This is a genomic window from Shewanella sp. 0m-8 (assembly GCF_052977265.1).
Window position 1 is genome coordinate 25490 of sequence record NZ_JBRIMB010000024.1, and the last position, 19202, is coordinate 44691.

11 protein-coding genes are annotated in these 19202 nt (G+C 44.8%); 4 read left to right on the plus strand and 7 right to left on the minus strand.

Annotation, left to right across the window (positions count from 1 at the left end):
• The first annotated feature begins 5 nt into the window (after positions 1 to 5).
• The 4 genes from ACVBIO_RS12590 to ACVBIO_RS12605 all read left to right on the plus strand — a co-directional run bounded on the left by ACVBIO_RS12590 (position 6) and on the right by ACVBIO_RS12605 (position 3764).
• Positions 6 to 491 (plus strand): nitrate reductase cytochrome c-type subunit, encoded by a 486-nt coding sequence (locus ACVBIO_RS12590; RefSeq protein ID WP_447164072.1) that lies wholly within the window; start codon positions 6 to 8, stop codon positions 489 to 491.
• Positions 492 to 499: 8 nt separating this feature from the next.
• Positions 500 to 1099 (plus strand): cytochrome c3 family protein, encoded by a 600-nt coding sequence (locus ACVBIO_RS12595; protein WP_447159893.1) that lies wholly within the window; start codon positions 500 to 502, stop codon positions 1097 to 1099.
• 159 nt (positions 1100 to 1258) lie between these two features.
• Complete coding sequence (locus ACVBIO_RS12600) at positions 1259 to 2962, plus strand: ABC transporter substrate-binding protein (protein ID WP_447159892.1); 1704 nt, start codon at positions 1259 to 1261, stop codon at positions 2960 to 2962.
• Positions 2949 to 3764 carry a substrate-binding periplasmic protein gene (locus ACVBIO_RS12605; RefSeq protein WP_447164074.1) on the plus strand — a complete coding sequence of 272 codons (816 nt, stop codon included), beginning with the start codon at positions 2949 to 2951 and terminating at the stop codon, positions 3762 to 3764. Before ACVBIO_RS12600 ends, ACVBIO_RS12605 begins: the two co-directional genes overlap by 14 nt.
• A gap of 20 nt (positions 3765 to 3784) precedes the next feature.
• On the opposite strand, the gene ACVBIO_RS12610 is transcribed toward ACVBIO_RS12605, so the two are convergent.
• The 7 genes from ACVBIO_RS12610 to ACVBIO_RS12640 form a co-directional block, all read right to left on the minus strand.
• Positions 3785 to 4786: a D-alanine--D-alanine ligase gene (locus ACVBIO_RS12610; RefSeq protein ID WP_447172750.1), complete on the minus strand. Its 1002-nt coding sequence runs from the start codon at positions 4784 to 4786 to the stop codon at positions 3785 to 3787.
• 168 nt (positions 4787 to 4954) lie between these two features.
• A complete protein-coding gene (gene recD / locus ACVBIO_RS12615; RefSeq protein WP_447172751.1) occupies positions 4955 to 6961 on the minus strand; it encodes an exodeoxyribonuclease V subunit alpha in 2007 nt (668 codons plus the stop codon).
• Positions 6958 to 10656 (minus strand): exodeoxyribonuclease V subunit beta, encoded by a 3699-nt coding sequence (gene recB, locus ACVBIO_RS12620; RefSeq protein ID WP_447172752.1) that lies wholly within the window; start codon positions 10654 to 10656, stop codon positions 6958 to 6960. Before recB ends, recD begins: the two co-directional genes overlap by 4 nt.
• Before the next feature lies 1 nt (position 10657).
• The gene (gene recC, locus ACVBIO_RS12625; RefSeq protein ID WP_447159888.1) at positions 10658 to 14392 is read right to left on the minus strand and encodes an exodeoxyribonuclease V subunit gamma; all 3735 of its coding nucleotides are present in this window, start codon (positions 14390 to 14392) and stop codon (positions 10658 to 10660) included.
• A gap of 58 nt (positions 14393 to 14450) precedes the next feature.
• Positions 14451 to 16556: a transglutaminase TgpA family protein gene (locus ACVBIO_RS12630; RefSeq protein ID WP_447172753.1), complete on the minus strand. Its 2106-nt coding sequence runs from the start codon at positions 16554 to 16556 to the stop codon at positions 14451 to 14453.
• Positions 16553 to 17635: a DUF58 domain-containing protein gene (locus tag ACVBIO_RS12635; protein WP_447172754.1), complete on the minus strand. Its 1083-nt coding sequence runs from the start codon at positions 17633 to 17635 to the stop codon at positions 16553 to 16555. Before ACVBIO_RS12635 ends, ACVBIO_RS12630 begins: the two co-directional genes overlap by 4 nt.
• 77 nt (positions 17636 to 17712) lie before the next feature.
• Positions 17713 to 18624, minus strand: coding sequence for an AAA family ATPase (locus ACVBIO_RS12640; protein WP_447159885.1), 912 nt, complete (start codon positions 18622 to 18624; stop codon positions 17713 to 17715).
• Positions 18625 to 19202 lie beyond the last annotated feature (578 nt).

The window sequence follows — 19202 nt, forward strand, 5'->3', positions numbered from 1 at the left end:
AGATCATGAAAACATTAACACAAGTCTCTGTCGCTGCTTTGATGAGTTTCTCTTTAGCGAGTGGATTTAGCGTAGCTGAGCAGGCAATTCCAGCCGATAAAATAGCAACATTACGTGATGCACCGCTCAATGCTGAGCCTACACCACCGGCAATGCAAAAAGTGATTAACTCAGATGTTAAGGAAGTGCGTAACTATCCAATGCAGCCGCCTGTCATCCCCCATAAGATTGATGGTTATCAGGTCAACTTAAAGGTGAATAAGTGTATGTCTTGTCATGCTCGCAGCCGAACGGGTGACTCACAAGCGCCTATGGTCAGCGTGACCCACTATATGGATAGAGAGAATAATTTTCTCGCGACATTATCACCAAGACGATACTTTTGTACTCAGTGCCACGTACCACAACTGGACGCTAAGATTTTAGTGCCGAATGAGTTTGTGGATATGGACCAGTTGATGAAAGCCGATTCTAATAAAAAAGCGCACTAGGAGCCGTTATGCTAGCAAAATTACGTTCCTCCCTTAATCAGGTTTGGACAGTGCTTAGAAAGCCTAGTGTTCATTATAGTTTAGGCTTTTTAACACTCGGTGGGTTTGTTGCTGGGGTGATTTTCTGGGGGGGATTTAACACAGCCCTAGAAGTGACCAACCAAGAAGCGTTTTGTATTGGTTGCCATGAGATGGAAAACAACGTTTACCAAGAGATGCAATCTACAATTCACTTTACTAACCGAAGCGGAGTACGTGCAACCTGTCCTGATTGTCACGTGCCTCACAACTGGACCGATAAGATAGCCCGTAAGATGCAGGCGTCTAAAGAAGTTTGGGGCAAGGTGTTTGGTACGATCAGTACCCGCGAAAAGTTTGAAGAGAAACGCCGTGAACTTGCAGAGCATGAGTGGGCGCGTTTAAAAGCAAATGACTCGCTAGAGTGTCGAAATTGCCACAACTTTGACTACATGGACTTCACTCGTCAATCACCGCGAGCGGCTAAGATGCACTCCACCTCTTTAGCCAGTGGTGAGAAGACCTGTATCGATTGCCATAAAGGCATCGCCCATCACCTTCCTGATATGCAGGGGATACAAGGCTGGTAAGCTTTGTATGAAGGGGATGGTCTGAAAGTAAAAAGCCAGCGCAAATTGCGCTGGCTTTTTACTTATTTTCCTTTACTTTATTAAGTTATCATCGGATGACTTTGTTTTTTAACAATAGACAAAACAATTCATTTCAAATCACTATCAGGGAGCAGATAGGTGATTCAACAGTGCTTATTACGCAATTCTTTATTCAGTCTGTCTTTATTTTTAGGCCCCGCTTTTGCCAGTGACAATCAAGATGCCGCTGAAGGTTGGGTTGCTAAATCGTTTCAGCCATCGACTCTGACGAAAGCTGAGCAGATGCAAGAGATGCAGTGGTTTATTGATGCTGCTGAACCTTATCGACACCTCACTATCAGAGTGACCTCTGAGCGGATAGCTACGCATATTTATGAATCAGAAGTCTTAGCAAAAGCATTTTATGAGATAACTGGGATCCATGTTATTCATGAAGTGACTGGGGAGGCTGATGTTTTGCAAAAAATGTCGATACAAAATACCACTAATCAAAATTTGTATGATGGCTATATCAGTGACAGTGACCTCATTGGTACCCATTTCAGGCAAAACTATGTTGTGCCTTTAAGTGACTTTATTATTGGTTCGGGTAAAAAAGTCACCTCTCCCACAATTGATTTATCAGACTTCATTGGTTTGAGCTTTACAGCCAGTCCGGGTGGTAAGTTATATCAGTTACCCGATCAGCAATTTGTGAACCTGTATTGGTACCGAAAAGATTGGTTTGCTAGACCAGAACTTAAAAACTTATTTAGCAGCTTGTACGGCTATGAGCTAGCTGTGCCTCAAAATTGGCAAGCCTACGAAGACATTGCCGAGTTTTTTAGTGAAAAAGTTAAAGTTATCGACGGCAAGCGAATTTATGGCCATATGGATTATGCTAAAAAACATCCTTCCTTAGGCTGGCGAATATCTGATGCTTGGCTTTCCATGGCGGGGGTAGGTGATAAGGGACTCCCTAATGGTAAACCAGTCGATGAGTGGGGGATCCGTGTTGAAGACTGTCACCCCATTGGCGCGAGTACCTCAAGAGGTGGCGCGCTCAATAGCCCAGCAGCTGTTTATGCGGTTGAAAAATATGTCGATTGGCTTAAATACGCGCCACCAGAGGCGAAGGAGTTGTACTTTTCACAATCTCTTGGCTGGGCTGCGAAAGGGGTGATTGCCCAGCAAATATTTTGGTATAGCGCTGGCATTGAAAATTTTGTCATACCGGGCTCAACGCTCATAAATGAAGATGGTACGCCAAAGTGGCGCGTAGCCCCCTCGCCAGTAGGAAAATACTGGCAAGAGGGGATGAAGTCGGGTTATCAAGATGCAGGTGCTTGGACTTTTTTAAAATCGACACCATTAGAAAGGCGGCAAGCTGCTTGGCTCTACGCCCAATTTGTTGTTTCAAAAACCGTGAGTTTAAAGAAGTTTCTTAAGGGTTACACTCCAGTAAGGTTATCGGATCTTGAGTCGAAGCAAGTTACTGAACTCGCTCCCTATTTAGGTGGCTTAATTGAGTTTTATCGCAGTCGTGGGCGCCAAGTCTGGACTCCTACAGGTAATAATGTTCCCGATTACCCTGGTATCGCTAAATATTGGTGGCGCCATATCGCAATGGTTGTCGAGGGCGATAAGACCGCTCAGCAAGCGTTAGATCAAATGGCGCAGGTCGTTGACGAGCATTTAGCCAGTCTTGAGCATAGTGATATGCAACGGTGTGAACCTAAATTAAATCCCATCACAAGTATTGAAGCTTGGCTTGAAAGTCCAGGCGCACCTAAAATGATAAACAATGACAAACCAAAGGGACGGACATTACCTTATGAGGAGGCTATACGTGTTTGGCAATAATATTTGCTGGCCAGTCTTATTGCTGATGACTTTCTCTGTGCAGGCCCATAGTGTGGTGACACCAAGCGATAGTTTCACGGTTAGCACTACGCAGCAAATGACCTTGCCATTTGATGCAGAACAGGGGGCGAAACAGTTTAGTTTGCAGGTATTAACCTATCAAGCACAGCCATTTGCTTATATAGAACTCGGGGCGCAAAAAGGCTTATTGGTTGAGTTACTCGCAGAGCTATTTGAGCGTGCGCAGTTAGATTACCAATTGACGTTTGTCCCGTTAAAGCGGGCATTATTGACGACGCTACAACATGATAATTACTGCGTTACTCCGGTTGAGCGGAGCCAAGAACGAGAAGCAAAATATCAATGGATAAGCCCTATGCTGATCTCTCGATACGGGCTTTTTAGTTCAGACAGTCAAAAACTTTCGTTGGCTAATTTAAGTGATGCAAAATCGTTGACCATAGGTTCTTACTTAGGCAGTGGTATTGCTGAATATTTATTGGATTTAGGTTATAACGTCGAATTGGCATCGTTACGAAGGCAAAATATTAAAAAACTGCAATATAACCGTATTGACTTAATGGCGTCGGAGTTAATGAGTGCTCGAGAAGATATGCGAGTGATGAATGTCGAACTGGGTGAGCCGGAGTTGGTATTTTATACTTCAATACAAGCAATGGCGTGTAATATAGGTTTAACTCCTAGGGTAAAAAACCACCTCGACGCAGCCTTATTGGCAATGTATCAAGATGGTTTTATTGATGCTTTATACTTACGCTATGGTGTCAGAATTAGTTTATAGCGGTCTTACTGCCAGCGTGACTATTTAAGCTGCGCCATGATGTTACCTGATAGATATTCTGCAAAGTTATGACCGTGGTTTTGCAGCATCTTAGGGAACATAGAGATCTGTGTTTGCCCTGGAAAGGTATTGATCTCGTTTAACAAGATCTCATTGTCATCAGTTAAGAAGAAGTCAATTCTCGACAGGTGTCTTAACTTCATGCCTTTAAAGACTTTTATTGCATAGTCTTGAATTTGCTTAGCAATAACCTCATCAACATCGGCTTCAATCACTGTTTGTGCTTGGCTATTTTCAGCATACTTTTCATCGAAGCTATAGAAAGTGTTACTGGCACAAATGATCTCACCCGGTTTAGTGGCGATGATTTCACCGTTCACTTCATAGGTGGCGACTTCTAGCTCACGAGCGTTAATGGTTTTTTCAACCACAACATAAGGTGAATACTTAAATGCCTCTTCTAAAGAGCTTGATAGTTGCTCTTTATTATCAACGCGATAGCAACCAACCGATGAACCTTGTGATGCAGCTTTGATAAAAATAGAACCCCACTTTTCTAGTGCAAGTTCAGTCTCTTCAATGGCTTGTTGATTAAACTCGTTTAGGAAAATATACGGCGTATTAGGGATCCCCAGCGCAGTGAACCACATTTTGGCGGTGACTTTATTGAAGCAGTTACTGCTCGCCTCTGAGTCACAGCCAAAGTAAGGAAGGTTGATTAACTCAAAATAAGATTGAATATCTCCCGTTTCGCCTGGATAGCCGTGAATGCAAGGAATTACGTAATCAACATCCCAAGGTGTTTTGCTCTCATCGTCGAAGCGAATTTGTTTACTGTTAGTCAACTCGCAAAGCTCACCCGATTGAGTGTGGTATTGGCCTTTGGCATTGAGCTCGACTCGCAGCACATTGAAGTGTGGTTGAGTCGCTAATTGAGCTTCGAAAAAATTGGCTGATAAGAGTGAGATACTGTGCTCATCGCCACCGCCGCCACACAATAGTAATAAATTCTTTTGGATCATTTTGTCTCCACCTGTGACCTCTATTTAATTACTCGCTCACTATGGCCTAATCACTTTTTAATGCAAGTTTTGCCGAGCCGATTTCGCTTAAATGCTGCTTTTGTATTCGAGTATTTATCATAATTTACATGCTAATTTTATTAACACTCAGCATGTCGTCTATTTGGCTTATTCATCGCGCCATAATCGCTGAGCTAAGCCCGATGCTCGCTGGGTTAGGCAGGTGCTTGCGTGTTCAAAAACCTTTTGGGTGCCTAGGCAGGTAAAGTGGTGCTTAGCGCGAGTAATGGCCGTATAAATTAACTCTTTAGATAGTAACTGTTGCTGGGCAATACTGGGTCTTATCGGCAATACCAATGAGACATGGCTAAACTCACTGCCCTGGCTTTTATGTACCGTCATGGCATAGCAGGTTTCGTGGCTTGGCAGTCTTGCGGGTAATACTTTCAGTAAGCTACCGTCCGCTTGAATGAAATGTGCCATTAAGCGGCCCGTTGCACTGTTACTATCGGGTAAAATAAGCCCAATATCACCGTTAAATAGCCCAAGATTGTAATCGTTACTTTGAATAATAATTGGCCGTCCGGCGTAAAACTCCTGTTCTGGATTGATTAGACCTTGCGCGGCGAGTGCCGTGGTCACACCTTGATTGATCCCCTCGACGCCATATTCACCCGCTCGCATAGCACATAAAATACGGTATTGATTAAAGCGGTCAATAGTCGCTTCAGCATCAATATCAGTTTGATTCGCTTGTGTTTGACCGCTAATTGTTTGGCGTATAGCAGCTAAATAAACACCATATTGTTCAACAGCCTGAGCCAATAGGCTCTCAAGTCCAATGTTGCTCTGGGAACTGGCATTTTGTGGGTTGACTAATCCATGCTCTATCCACAGTAACTCCTGATAGCCTGTTTGCCATACCTGCGCAATACGAGCAATATTAGAGTGATTCACCGCTGCTGCGAGTTGGCCAATGCCGGCGTCGCCTTTGAAACGATGACTGTGCATTAACATACAAAGGCTGTCGCCAATCTGGGGGTTAGGGTTGATAAACTCAGATAACCCCGTGTGAGTTAATTGACTCAGTAGCGTTGCCTGGGATGGTGAATAGCGCATATGCCAGCGGCTCTGCTTAGTCGTTTTAGACACTTGCTTCAAACCTTGGCAAATATCAGCGAGTACCGCACCGGCTTCTACCGAGGCCAGCTGATCTTGATCGCCAAGTAAAATGAGTCTGGCGTGCTCTGGTAGTGCAGATAACACTTTGTGCATCATAGGTAAGTCGACCATAGAAGCTTCATCGATAACCAAGAGATCGAGCCTTAACTTATTATCTTTATGGTGCCTAAACTGGTGTGAATTAGGAATAACGCCTAATAAGCGGTGTAAGGTGGCCGCTTCTTCAGGAATATTGGCAATATTTTTATCTAGATCAGCAACATTAGCTTGGCTTAAATCATTAGCAAGTCGCTGTTTTGAGGCCTTAATAGACTCACTTAACCGCGCAGCCGCTTTACCGGTTGGCGCGACGAGTCGAATGGTTAGCTCTTGCCTTGAGCACAACAAATACAGCAGCTTAGTGACCGTGGTTGTTTTACCTGTACCGGGGCCGCCGGTTATGACCGCTAATTTCTTGGTCATTGCTGTCGCAGTCGCAATTTTCTGCCAGTCATATTGTAACTCGGTCTGGGGGAACAGCTTAGACAGTAACTCGCTGGCTTGCTCAATATTACTGTTGCTGTTCTGACTAGATTGCGGTGAATGGGCTAAACGTTTGAGCGCGCCTGCGACCTCTTTTTCGTAGTAATAATACCGCTGTAGATAAAGGTTACCTTTATCAATAATAAGCGGCTTAAGATTGTCATCTTCTGGGGTGCCGATAGCATCGAATGCTAATAACGTTTGCTCAAGCAGGCTTTGCTCTATGTTAATTTGGCACTGGCTCGTTTGTTCTTTAAACGGATTGGTTAAATCGATCTGTTTAAGCGGCAAGCAAGTATGTTGGCTCGATAGGTGTTGGCTAACAAGCGCACAGATAAGTGTAAACAGTGGTGATGACTCATGATGCAGCTTGGTCATCTCAAGCGCAAAATGGCGATCCAGAGAAGTGAGCAGTCGTTCATTTTGCCACAGTTTCAAAAGTTCATTAATTGGCTGAGTCGTAACTATCATTTGAGCTCCGCAGAGGTATTATCTTGTGCCATTGAGTCAGTCTTATTGTGTTCTGTTACCGTGTTTGCAAATAATGCATCAAGTTTTTCGATAAGTAATTTTGGCGGCTTGTCGTAATACACCCCCGATTGCGGGCTATTAACAGACATACCTCTTAAAAACAGATAGAAACTGCCACCCATATGCAGATCGTAATCGTAGTTTGCCATACGCAGAGAAAGATAGCGGTGTAGGGCAAGCGTGTAGATAATATATTGCAGATCATAGCGGTGAGAGCGAATGGCTTGCTGCATATTGGCGAAATGGTATTGGCTTAAGTCATCGCCTAGGTGGTTCGATTTGTAATCGGCAATAAAGTACTGATTGTTATGCTCAAAGGTTAAATCTATAAAGCCTTTTAACATGCCTTGTAAATCATCAAAACTCAGGCCTGCGCTATAACCAAATTCAGTCAACAGGCTATTGAGCTTATCGGCATTAAGCGCAGATATTGGCAGATAAAACTCCATTTCAACCAGTTTTTGCTGCGATGATAACTGCGCTAGCTTCAAAGAGTCATCGGCGGCGAGGGGAGCGCTCAATAAGTCGAGATACCATTGTTTAAGCACCTCACTCCAAGTTTCGTCTATGCCATATTTACTCATGGCAATAGGTAATTGCTCATCTAAGTCGGTTTCGGCCTGCGTAAAATCAATTAGCTCTAACACTAAGTGCATAAAGCTACCTGCATTTGCCCCGCGCTCAAAGGTAAAACGAGAAGGGGTGTTATCGACTTCATCGATAATGACATCCACCTCAGGAAAGACTTCATCATCTGCACCTGGTAACACTTTCTCATGAGCTAAGTGTTTTACAAGGCCAGAGTAACTGCCTACTCGCCAAGGGGTAAGATGTGGGCGCTTGAGCACTTTAGGGGCAAAGTGAGCCTCTACAGACTCCTCTTTAGCCAGAATAATGGGCTCTGCAGTGAGCTCATCTTCGCTGCCTGGAGCGGCGAGTTCCTGTAAGCTGATCGCATCGGGTTTTGAGGCTTGCAATCGTTTAGCTTGAGCAAGTAGCCTGTCATAATCACAGGCTTTATCTTCAATCCCAAGTAGGTAGCCGATAGCGGTTTCATGCAATTGACTGCTCATACCTGACTTTTTAGTAAAGCGGCTGTGATTGGCAATATACAGATAGCACTTAAGCACCGGGCGAGTTAGCGCGACATAGAGCAAGCGCAGATCTTCGGCCAAGGTTTCACGTTTTTGATGTTCCCAGCCAGCCTCGCTCTGCTCAATATCCCAGATAAGTTTATTGTTATCGTGATACAGCATAGGCGATGGTTTTTTTCGATTATCACGGCTTAAGCTGACAAACGGTACAAAACAGATAGGGTACTCAAGCCCTTTACTCTTATGGATTGTCACAATCTGTACGAGGTTTTGTTCACTCTCTAAACGTAACTGGGCGTCTTCGTTTGGTTGATTTTCGATCAACGCTTGTTCGAACCAATTAATGAGTGCGCTGCTGCCATCGAGTTCGGTGGCTTTTTGCTGTAGTAGCTCACCGAGATGCCTAAAATCTGTTAAGCGTCGCTCACCTTCTTCTGCATTTAGCAAACGCTCGATGATCTGAGTTTGGCTAGCCAAGGTCAATAACGCGGGCATAATGCCGCGCTTTAGCCACACTTGATGCAGCTGCGCAAATTGCTCGAGCAATGTTTGGCGCTTATCTTCGTCTTGATTGAAGTGATGAATCGCCTCGGCACTGTAACCTAATAGTGATGTAGCTAGTGCACTTCTTAATGCGCGCTCATCTTTGGGATCAGCCATAGCATAAAGCACTAACGCCATTTCTCGGGCTTCTAAGGTATTAAAAACGCTGTCACGACTTAAAAATACCGCACCAATTTGGCGAAAGTTTAATGCTGACTTTATAACATTCGCTTCATGTCGGTCTCTGACCAATACGGCGATATCTTTGGCTTTGAGCGGTTTATCGCCAATGGTGCAAATGTTTTGCTGTGCATCTGTGAGCAATAAAGCAATTTCATTGGCGACGTCATCGGCTAATAGCTGTCGAGCCGTGGTTTTATTGAGGCCTTTTTCGCTCTCTTCGCTTAATAGTCTAAGTCTTAATGCGCTGTTATCCGCTAGTTGCTCTTTGAGGATTTTTTTATCAGCAAAACTGGATGCTTTGACGGGTTCGAACGGAATAGACTGACTAATAAAAGGGTCTGCTCTGTGGCTAAAAATCCCATTAACGGCATCAACCATCTGCTTATTCGAGCGATAGTTAGTGTCTAAGTTGTAATGCTTGGCTGTTTGTTCTCGCGCCTGAATATAGGTGTGGATATCGGCGCCGCGAAATGCGTAAATCGCTTGTTTTGGATCGCCAATCATCAATAAACTAAGTTTCTCCTGTTGCGCCGAGGCGTTATAAGGATCCGTGCTTTGATAGATGGAGTTAAAGATCTCAAACTGTAACGGATCGGTATCTTGAAACTCATCGATTAATGCCACCGGAAAGCGCTGGCTAATACTGCGGGCTAAGATATTGTCTTTTGATACACTCAGCGCACCAGCAAGGGTTAGCAACAAATCATCAGGTGTAAGCAAGTTGCGCTCAAGTTTTTGCTTGGCAAAACGCTTGGCAATGCCATCTCTGGCGCAATAAAGAAAGCTTGGAATTAAACTGGCGATTAACTGAGTGAGCCGCTCTATATGATCCAGCATAGGTGCTTGCTGAGCGGTGGGGATCTCTCCGCCCTTATTCAATTTCAGGCTGTTAAGTGATAACGCTTCAAGTGCCTTTGCCGGTGGGAGACCCTGGCCAAAGGCTACCCAGTTATCGAGTTCATCGAGCATCTTTGCAAGCTTTGGATAGCCGTCTGCTTTTTTACCGAAACGTGCCCCGTTCAGTGGCAATGCGTGTAACAGGGTTTCAGTTTGTTCGCGATCCTTTGGCCAACTCAGTTTAAAGCGGCTGAGACTTTGAGTGAGGTTGGCTTCTAGCTTATCAAAGGCTTCAGGTTGAGGCTGAGCAATGGCATTGCTGGCTCCCAGTAGTGGCCTGAGTTGACGTGATAATACATCCGGCTCACTAAATTTTGACTGGATAACATGGGCTAAACTGCCATTTAGTGGATAGCACTTTTCACGCCAAAAATCTCTCACCGCATGGTGTAAAAACTCGCTATCATCTAGGGTAAATTCAGACTCAAATAATAAAGAAGATTCAAAGGCCATATCAGCTAAAATACGCTGACAAAAACCGTGAATAGTAAAGATAGCGGCCTCATCGAGAGATTTAAGCGCCAAGTCCAAGCGTTTACGGGCGATCGGGAGCGCAGTTTCATCTGTTGCAACGTAAAGCGCATTGATTAACTCATCATCGACCTCTAGGCCGATAAAGCGACGATAGGCGAGTTGGATCTTTTTACGAATACGATCCCTTAGCTCACCTGTGGCGGCATTGGTAAAGGTGACCACCAAGATTTGCTCACAGGTTAGCGGTGACTCAATACCATGACCAAGCAGTAAGCGCACGTACAAACCTGCAATGGTAAAGGTTTTACCTGTCCCCGCACTGGCCTCAATTAAGCGGCTGCCGCCAAAAGGCAGTGTCAGGGTATTTAAAGGTTCTGTCACGATAGTGGCTGTAATGGACTGCTCTATTGTACAAGTCATATTTTCTACTTGATTATTACTCATCTTAATTTGCCTCGCTTTGGCTATTTAGCGAAGAGGCAGCTTGCAAATTTACGGTATCGTTACCGGATTCTGCAAAAGTGGCTAGCTCACTGAGTTTATCTTTGTAATACAAGCTTAATAGTGGCGAAAGTAGTGTATTGGCTGTTTTTGCGAAGCTCTGTTCAGTAAAGTCTTCAGGGAAGCTAAATAAACGTTGGAAGTGGGGCTCTAGCCCTTCACCTAACTGACTTTGCTCATCTAACCACTGTGACTGCGCTTCGAGTAGTTTCTGTCTGTGGCTGCCTTCAGCCTCTACGTAGGCCAGGGCTGTTCGCGGCATAAACATCAGGGGGTGTGCTTGACCTTGTTTAAAACAGTGTAACCATTGGCTCAACTGCGCTTTTGCTTGTTCTGCTGTAATGGGGGCAAACGCATGAAAATGGCCAATATCGAGTAAGTAGCTGGTTATTGGCGTGCTACTTAGCTCTTGGTTTAGTTCTGGTTTGAGTTCCTGTTCTAGCTCAGCTTTAAGCCCTGGCTGACTTTGCATGGCACAAAGGCAGAGGTGTCTTAAATAGACACGAATTAAGTCGCGGCCATTGGCGGTGCCGGGTCGGTAATTCACAAGTCCTTTTACACTCAAATCATCAATGCGTCCCACCAAGTGCAAGCCAATATCTTCAAATAAAAGGTCGATATTAACCGATTGGGAGTGTTCACCTTTTAGGTATAAGCTTCGTCCAATCAAAGGGTTAATATCATGCAGATATTGATTTAAAATCAAGTCGTCGAAGGGCTTTAGCGGCAGGTTTCCCTGAGCTTTTAAGCGTTCTAATAATTCAGCTGCTGGCTGCTGTTCACCACTTTCTATGGCGTCGTCTAACAGTTTGGCTTGCAGTTTGTAGCGTTCAAGCGCGTTTAAGCTAAAAGGTTCGTCATTATCATCGGCTTGAATATCAAGTCCGAGATCGACTTTTAAAGTACGGTTAAAAAAGTACTGCGCCGGATTCCTAAAAAAGCGGATAAGGGCGGAAAGCTCAAGTTCAGTGTTAGTTAAATCTGTTTCATCATTAACCTGTTGCAGCTGTGTGGTTTGTCCAATGAAACGTTTGTAGTGACGCAGCGTTTCTGCTGACAGACTATCAACGGGCTTGATAGGGGCTGGGCACCACTGAGCCGAATAGCTCTGCTGAATGTGTCCGTTTAGTTGCTCAACACTTTGAGTTTCAGCATTAGCCACTGGATTTTGCGCAGTATAAAGTCGGTTATCAAACGGCTGCAGTGGTTGCTTTTTAATAAGGTGCGCGCGGATCTGTTTTTCGATGTTATCGATCAATGCGGGGGACACTTGCTCCGCCGAAGTTTGTTCGTTCTTTAAACTTTTAGGCAAGTAGACCAGTTGGCAATACTCGATTAACTCAGAGACCAACATAGAGGGGATCCGCTCAGAGTCATCACGCTCGCTGTTACCGATATAGCTGATATAAAGTTGCTCACGCGCCGATAAAATGGCTTCTAAAAATAGATATCTATCGTCTAATCGACGAGAGCGGTCGCCTTTTCTTGGCCCCATTTGCGCCACAAGATCGAAACCAACAGGATGCTGTACTCTCGGATAGACGCCGTCGTTCATTCCGAGTAAGCAAACCAGTTTGAATGGAATAGATCGCATTGGCATTAAGGTACAGAAATTAACACTTCCGGCAAGATAGCGCTGACCTACGCGAGATTCAGATAAACGGCTATTAAACCAGTTTTGTAGCACTTCTATGGTTAACGGCGTTGTGTGTCCAGCTTCGGTCAACTCTTCATTGAGTTTAACGATGGCGTCTCTGATCTCTTGCTGCTGCACCATCTCATCGTCATCAACCTCATAGAAGTTTTCGAGTATGGCTTCTAGCTGCGCCATCCGTTCACTGAGGCTGCAAACCTGTGCAAGTGCTTGATGCACGTCATCGAGCGCTTCGATAAAGTCGAGTAATTTTCCTAGCGCCTGCGCTGTTTGTCCCTCAACACCATTAACCGATAAGCTGTGTTGATAGAGTGGCGAGTCATCACTGAAGCTATAACCTAAGATTAAGCGTTTAATGCCAAAAGCCCATGAGTTTTGTTCAAATGCTGGCAGTTGATATTCGGTGCGACTGGTTTCATCACGTCCCCAGCGCACGCCGGCTTGATCTAGCCAGCGCTTAATCACGGCGAGTCCGTCATCGTCTAGTTCGAAGCGGCGCAGTACGGCTGGCACTTCTAAAATACTGAGAATATCGGTAAGCCCAAAACGACTCTGATTAATTTTCAATAGGTGTAAAAAGCTTGAAATAAGAGGAGATTCTTGGGCGGCGCCGCGATCCGCTATCGCATAAGGGATAAAGTGGCTGCCTTGTTTAGCACCAAATACGGCATCGATGTAAGGCGCGTAGGCCGCAACATCGGGCATCATGATCACGATATCTTTTGCCGCTAGTGGAGATTGTCCGTCAGAAAGAGGGCGAGACAGCATCTCGAGCAGATGGTCGTGCAGGGTCTCGACTTCTCTAAGCGGGCTGTGGCAACTGCGAACGGTTATTGAGTTATCGCTTGGGTCGATAACGCGTCTGCCATCTAAGCTTAAATAAAGCGCGGCATCTGGCCCCAAGCTTTGACCACGGGTACTGAGCTCCAGAACGTCATATTGCACGCCGCTGAGCATGGTGTCGGTGTTAGGCTCTTGGTAGCAATCAAAATTGAATGCGGTATGCTCTTCTGGCAACTCTAACAGTAAGTCAAGTAACTCACGGCCCATTTTGCCATTATTGGCTAAGATTGGATTACCAACCTCAAGCTTATCTTCCCACTCCAATTCTAGCTTTTGTTTATCGGCGTACTGCAGTGCCATACGTGCGCGCAAACGCGGGTCGACAATGTCTCCCCAATAATGCTGACACGGGCTGAGATTAAGCATGATCACATCGATGCGCTTGGCTAAATAGTGCAATACATCGAGGGTTTGTGGCGCCATGGACGAGATCCCAAAGACGAATAGTCGTCTAGGTAAGGCGTCTAAACAGGTATTCGGATCATCCAATGCATCGAATAAAGATTGATGCAAGTTAGCACGGTGGTAGCGGCTCTTATTTAAGCCATTGGCATTAAAGTCAATAAGGGCGCGCCATAGAATAGGCTGCCAAGCTTGAGCTGGGCTGAGCTTGTCACCTTTTGGAGGCAACCTTGGTTCATTAGCTTCCCATGCGGTGATCCAGTCGGGACGGTAAACTAAATATTGGTCGAAGATATCGGCAATTTGACCACAGAGTTGATATAACTTAAGTGGGTTTTGTTCTGTTTGCTCAATAATCGCGTCGGCCATTTCACTTGCAGCGTCACTGCCACTTATCACAGTGCTTTCAGTCGCTTCACCATTACCATTATTAAGATAATTGGCCAAGGGTAAAAAATCTTCATGGTCGATAAGTGTGGGCAGCAATTCCATCAGTTTCCAGGTCATTGCCGCTTTGGTGAAAGCATTCTCTTTAGGCACATCATCAAGCAAGGTATGGCATAGCTGCCAGATAAAGCTTGATGGCAGTGGAAACTCAAGCCCAGCTGCAATGTTGTTTTGCCTTGCTATTTCGAGTCTTAACCATGTGGACATCCCCGGGCTTTGTACCAAAATATGCTCAGGCATTAACAAAGGGGTATGAGGTAATGGGGTACGCAGCTCTGTAGCTAATAGCTGTGACAGCGCTTCCATTTGGTTCGATTGGACTAGGTATAGCATGGCGTTCCTTTAACAAGAATGCAGTTTGGTGAGCAGGTTACTGCTGGATTAATCCATTCTATGTGTTTGTTTTATTAAGTGCCAATCTCTGTTTGATGATATTGATTTTTAACCATCTCGATTGCTTGATAAGTAATCGAGAAAAACGTTTCAGGGCTCTTTTACTGACTTTTTGATATTTAATCGTCACAAAATATTGGGTTAATTTATCAAAGTCCTCGGCGATGGCGGGGAAGGCTGCAGCCACTCGAAGATTGTAATCTTGAGGTCCTTCATGATATTCCCTAGATAGCCCTCGCTGGCGGAGCATTTTACATACAGAGTAATAGGCGTTGAGGTGTTTATCACTTGAGCGATGAAATTGGATTAACCCAGCACTGTATGCGATGGCTAAGCCAATGACACAAAGGCTAATAAGGATAAAAATAGCCAGTTTAGTTTGAGTGACTTCACCCAAAATCTCCTCTAATACGCGTTGCTGCTTTTGGCTATTAAACCCAAGCACCCACACACTCCAAAAATAATCGACACTGGCAACATGCATCCGTAATTGATTAAGAGCGGCGTTGTCACGATAGCCAAGTGCGCTAAAGGGGTTATCCAGTAGATAGGTTGTTTCGGGATCAAAAAAAGCATCAAAGCCTTGTTCGACTCGCTCCGGTGCAATCATTGCGGTTGGGTCGAAGCGCACCCAGCCAAGATTGGGCAACCAAACCTCAACCCAAGCATGTGCCATGTATTGATAAATACTGTAATAACCTGCTGCTGGGTTGAACTCAGCCCCTTGGTAGCCTGTGACTAATCGTGCAGGGATCCCAGTCGCTCTGGCCATAAATGCAAATGCACTGGCGTAATGCACACAAAACCCCGCCTTGTTATAGATAAGAAAGTCATCAATTTGCTGCTTGCCAACCCGCGGGGGACGCAATGTATAAAAGTAGGGCTGCTGCGTGAAGTAGCGCATCATGGCGTTGAGCCTATCTTCTTGTACCGGATAGCTTATGGCAAACTTATCCGCTAATTCACGGGTTTGAGGGTTAACAGCCTTAGGTAGCGCGAGGTTAATCGCGCGACTCTCAGCGCTAAGCAGAGGATCCATAATGCGGTTATCAAAACTGGTGACTTGATATATACGTCTTTGATCGATTGGCTTATTGGCATAAAGAGTATGGTCAGCACGCTGGCGAATGGTTTTATCATTGCTGGTGGCGACATCAAGACCAAATAACCACTGCTGCGCGCTGGGCTCAGCAATGACGCTATAGGTGATGGCGGTTGAAGTTGGGTTAGCGGCCTCAGTCTGAGTGAGGGGAAAAGCGGGCGGGTTTACCGATTGCGCTGAAGCTTGCTCGGCGAATATAGCGGGCTGATTTTTGGGGAGGCCTGCATAGGAATTGGTGAACCTTGGGTTTTGCGTCCAATTTTGTCCATTGTAATCTTCCATTACTATGGCACGCCAATATAGTTTGTCATTGCTCGGCGCACCCGTCTCAAAAGTGGCCCTAAAAGCCAGTTCACTAGAGCGCGTAAGCTGGCTAATATCCCCAAAACTGACGTTATCTGAGAGTCCTGTTTGGGCTCCATTTTGTGGTGGTACCATCCACAAAGGAGGAAGGCGGGGCAAGACGAGAAATAAAATAATCGCAAGCGGGAGGCTTTGAAAAATAATTTTACTGCCTAGAGTGGCGGCATATTTAAAGTTGCCTTCATCGTGATATAGGCTGATTAGCACGCAGGTATTAATGGCGGTTACCACTAATAAGTGCAGGGTAGAAAGTAAGGTTTGCTGCTGAATAAAAGTAAATGCGATAAGAAAGTAGCCAACCAGTACAACGGCCCTCACATCACGGCGGTTTCGCATCTCAATGTACTTAAGGGCGTAACCTAAGATGAGTAGATTGACCATTGCGGTGAGGACACCAATCTGTGCTGCAACCATGGCAAGTGTTGTTGCAGAAGCAAAAGCTAGGCTGGTCACTAACCATTTGGGTGGTTTAGCGACTTTACCGAGATAGATCCCGATGCGCCAAAATATACAGATGGCACAAATAGACAGTGACCACAGCGTGACCTGTTCATATAACGGTGTCAAGATCGCGATATTGGTGATCAGTAACCACATTAATGTATGACGGGAGATCCTCTGGCTCTCTTTTGCCGTCATAGCTTGACCTGTTGTGGTGTTTCTTGGGGGGTAGGATGAGCCCTTTGTTGTCGTTTGCTTTGCGAGGTATTGTGTAAGTTGGGCAAATCCGTCGGGTGCTCAGGACTGACTCGATTGCTTGAAAATAACGCTAATTGAGTTTGAACCTCAATTCGGTGTTGTTCACCGTTAGACGGTGGGATTGAGATCCCGTCGATTGCAAGGCCAAAGGTCTGATTGTTTGAACTTAGCTGCTCGGTATGCCAGGAAAGGTAACTTAATGCGAGTTCTATATCTTTAGTTGTTGGCTCTAAGGATAACCACATAGGTGCACCTTGTGGCTCTTCAAACTCTTTGGTTAACATGCCGCGTCCTTGAGCCCACTGTTTCCAAGCGACTTGTTTTAATGGCTCACCAACCACGTACTCTTTTAGCCCTTTATATTCATCAACGCCAGCCACATACTTGCCGTTATCTTGTGGAACATCACTTTGATGGACACTTAATTGAATGGGGTTAGGGTCAATTACCGGCTGTGTGAATGCCAACTGAGCTAAGGTTAAATCGACATGTGACCAGGCTCGGCAAAGTCCGAGGGGGTATCGAGTTTCTACTTTCATTCTGCCGGGGCGATTATAGCCGCGATGAGAGTGATTAAAGGTTACTAAGGTTTGCGTTTGGTGCTGATTGACTGTTTTTACAACTTCTAAAGGTTGATTTTGAAAGTTAAGCTGGATCTCATAGGCAATATTTGGTGAGCTTAAATTAATAGGAAAATAGAGGGCTTGACCAGCAAAGCTGTTGCTACTTTTACTACTTGATAGGGTGAGTCCGGCTAAATTTTTATAACTATAGATAATGCAGGTATTAAAGATACTTAACAGTAAAAAGCTTAAGCCCATTACAAGGTTATTTTGGTAATTTGTCCCAAATAAAAAGAGTAACACGAATAGAAAAATCCACGCCAGTCCAAATCCTGTAGGCAGGATAAAAATGCTCTTATGGCTGAGGGTTATTTGCTCTGTTGCTGGAATTCTGCGGGAGACCCATCGCTGCCATTTTTGCTTGAGCTTTGTGTTTAGTTTGTGACGGTTTCGCATAAACTCCTATTATAAAAACTTGCCTAAAAATTGGTGCGCTTTCAATAAGATTCTCTTTGAACTTGCATACATGTTTCTTAAAGTATTGGATTGATCCTGTTGATTATTTTTGCCGATAACGCTTCACCTTGCTGTTTTGAATGTGAGCTAATTCGATGCTCTGCAACGTGAGGAAATATCGACTGAACGTCTTCAGGAACTAAGTACGTTCTACCATGAATAAATGCCCAAGCTTTTGCGGCTTGTAGTATCGCTTTACTGGCTCTTGGCGAGAGCCCTGAGCCTTGGGGCTCATTTCTGGATGCGTTTACTAAGGCAAGGATGTATTGCAGTAAGGCATCTGATGCACTGACATTATCTGTACAGACTTGCAATTCTTGTAGGGTTAACGCAGTGAGGCATTGGGGTAAAATTTCAGTTTGGGCGCGACTATCTTGACCTTTTAACATCGCTAGCTCAGCGTCGGGGGCAGGATAACCAATGGATATCCTCATCATGAATCTGTCTAGCTGGGATTCGGGAAGTGGAAATGTACCCGATTGCTCACTGGGGTTTTGGGTCGCGATAACGAAAAAGGGCTGCGGCAAAAGGTAAGTACTGCCATCTACGGTGATCTGTTGCTCAGCCATGGCCTCTAACAGTGCACTTTGAGTTTTAGGACTGGCCCGGTTAATTTCATCCGCGAGGATCATCTGTTTAAAAATAGGCCCAGGATGAAACACAAATTCAGTTTGCTGTTTATCGAAGATTGAGACGCCGAGAATATCGGCTGGGAGCATATCACTGGTAAATTGGATCCTTTGATAGCTCAGCCCTAAGGTTTGTGCCAAGCCGTGAGATAGACTGGTTTTTCCCATTCCAGGTAGATCTTCTATCAGTAAGTGGCCACGAGCCAGGATACAGGTCAAAGCTTGCTTTATTTGGTGAGGTTTACCGAGTAGCACGGTTTCAAGTTGTTTTAGAATGATGGCTATATGGTCATTGTGCATACGGATCCTTGCTGCCAATTATATTTTAGTTATCAATTCGGCGTGCCTTTACTATGGTGGAAAATGTGTTGGCTTGCCAGTGATAATAAAGGATTGTTTTGTAACATAACCAGCATCATCGAATTACTTTACAGTATTATTCCAACTCGTTTTCTTGTTATCACCAGAATTCGTTGATGTGGATAGCTCCTCTGCGTTGATCTTTTTCAGTAGCGCATAGGGGCGGGGTAACTGATGTAACACTGATAAAACGAGCGCGCTGCCCAGAAAGGGGAAGCAAGACTGTTGAAGAGGCCTGAAATGGTGTAAATGCTGAAAATGATATAAATGCTAGCAAAATGATGGACCGCTCTAGTTCTCTAGTTAATGGGGACTGCTAGAGCGGTTTTAGATTGATGGCTTTACTGAGTTATCTTGCGCAATAATAGGCTAGATTAATGCTTAGTTGCAGTAGCCTAGTTGTAATGGCTAGTTGTAATGGCTAGTTGTAATGGCTAGTTGTAATGGATTAGTTTTAGTCGATTAGTATCCTGTCAACTGTGCAAAAGATTAAACTCATGTGGCAAAGGTAGCCATTA

Bases quoted from the DNA above. Each gene is read 5' to 3' on its own strand.
- ACVBIO_RS12590 (WP_447164072.1), top strand. From the start codon at position 6: ATGAAAACATTAACACAAGTCTCTGTCGCTGCTTTGATGAGTTTCTCT.
- ACVBIO_RS12595 (WP_447159893.1), top strand. From the start codon at position 500: ATGCTAGCAAAATTACGTTCCTCCCTTAATCAGGTTTGGACAGTGCTT.
- ACVBIO_RS12610 (WP_447172750.1), bottom strand. From the start codon at position 4,786: ATGATCCAAAAGAATTTATTACTATTGTGTGGCGGCGGTGGCGATGAG.
- recD (WP_447172751.1), bottom strand. From the start codon at position 6,961: ATGATAGTTACGACTCAGCCAATTAATGAACTTTTGAAACTGTGGCAA.
- recB (WP_447172752.1), bottom strand. From the start codon at position 10,656: ATGAGTAATAATCAAGTAGAAAATATGACTTGTACAATAGAGCAGTCC.
- recC (WP_447159888.1), bottom strand. From the start codon at position 14,392: ATGCTATACCTAGTCCAATCGAACCAAATGGAAGCGCTGTCACAGCTA.
- ACVBIO_RS12630 (WP_447172753.1), bottom strand. From the start codon at position 16,556: ATGACGGCAAAAGAGAGCCAGAGGATCTCCCGTCATACATTAATGTGG.
- ACVBIO_RS12635 (WP_447172754.1), bottom strand. From the start codon at position 17,635: ATGCGAAACCGTCACAAACTAAACACAAAGCTCAAGCAAAAATGGCAG.
- ACVBIO_RS12640 (WP_447159885.1), bottom strand. From the start codon at position 18,624: ATGCACAATGACCATATAGCCATCATTCTAAAACAACTTGAAACCGTG.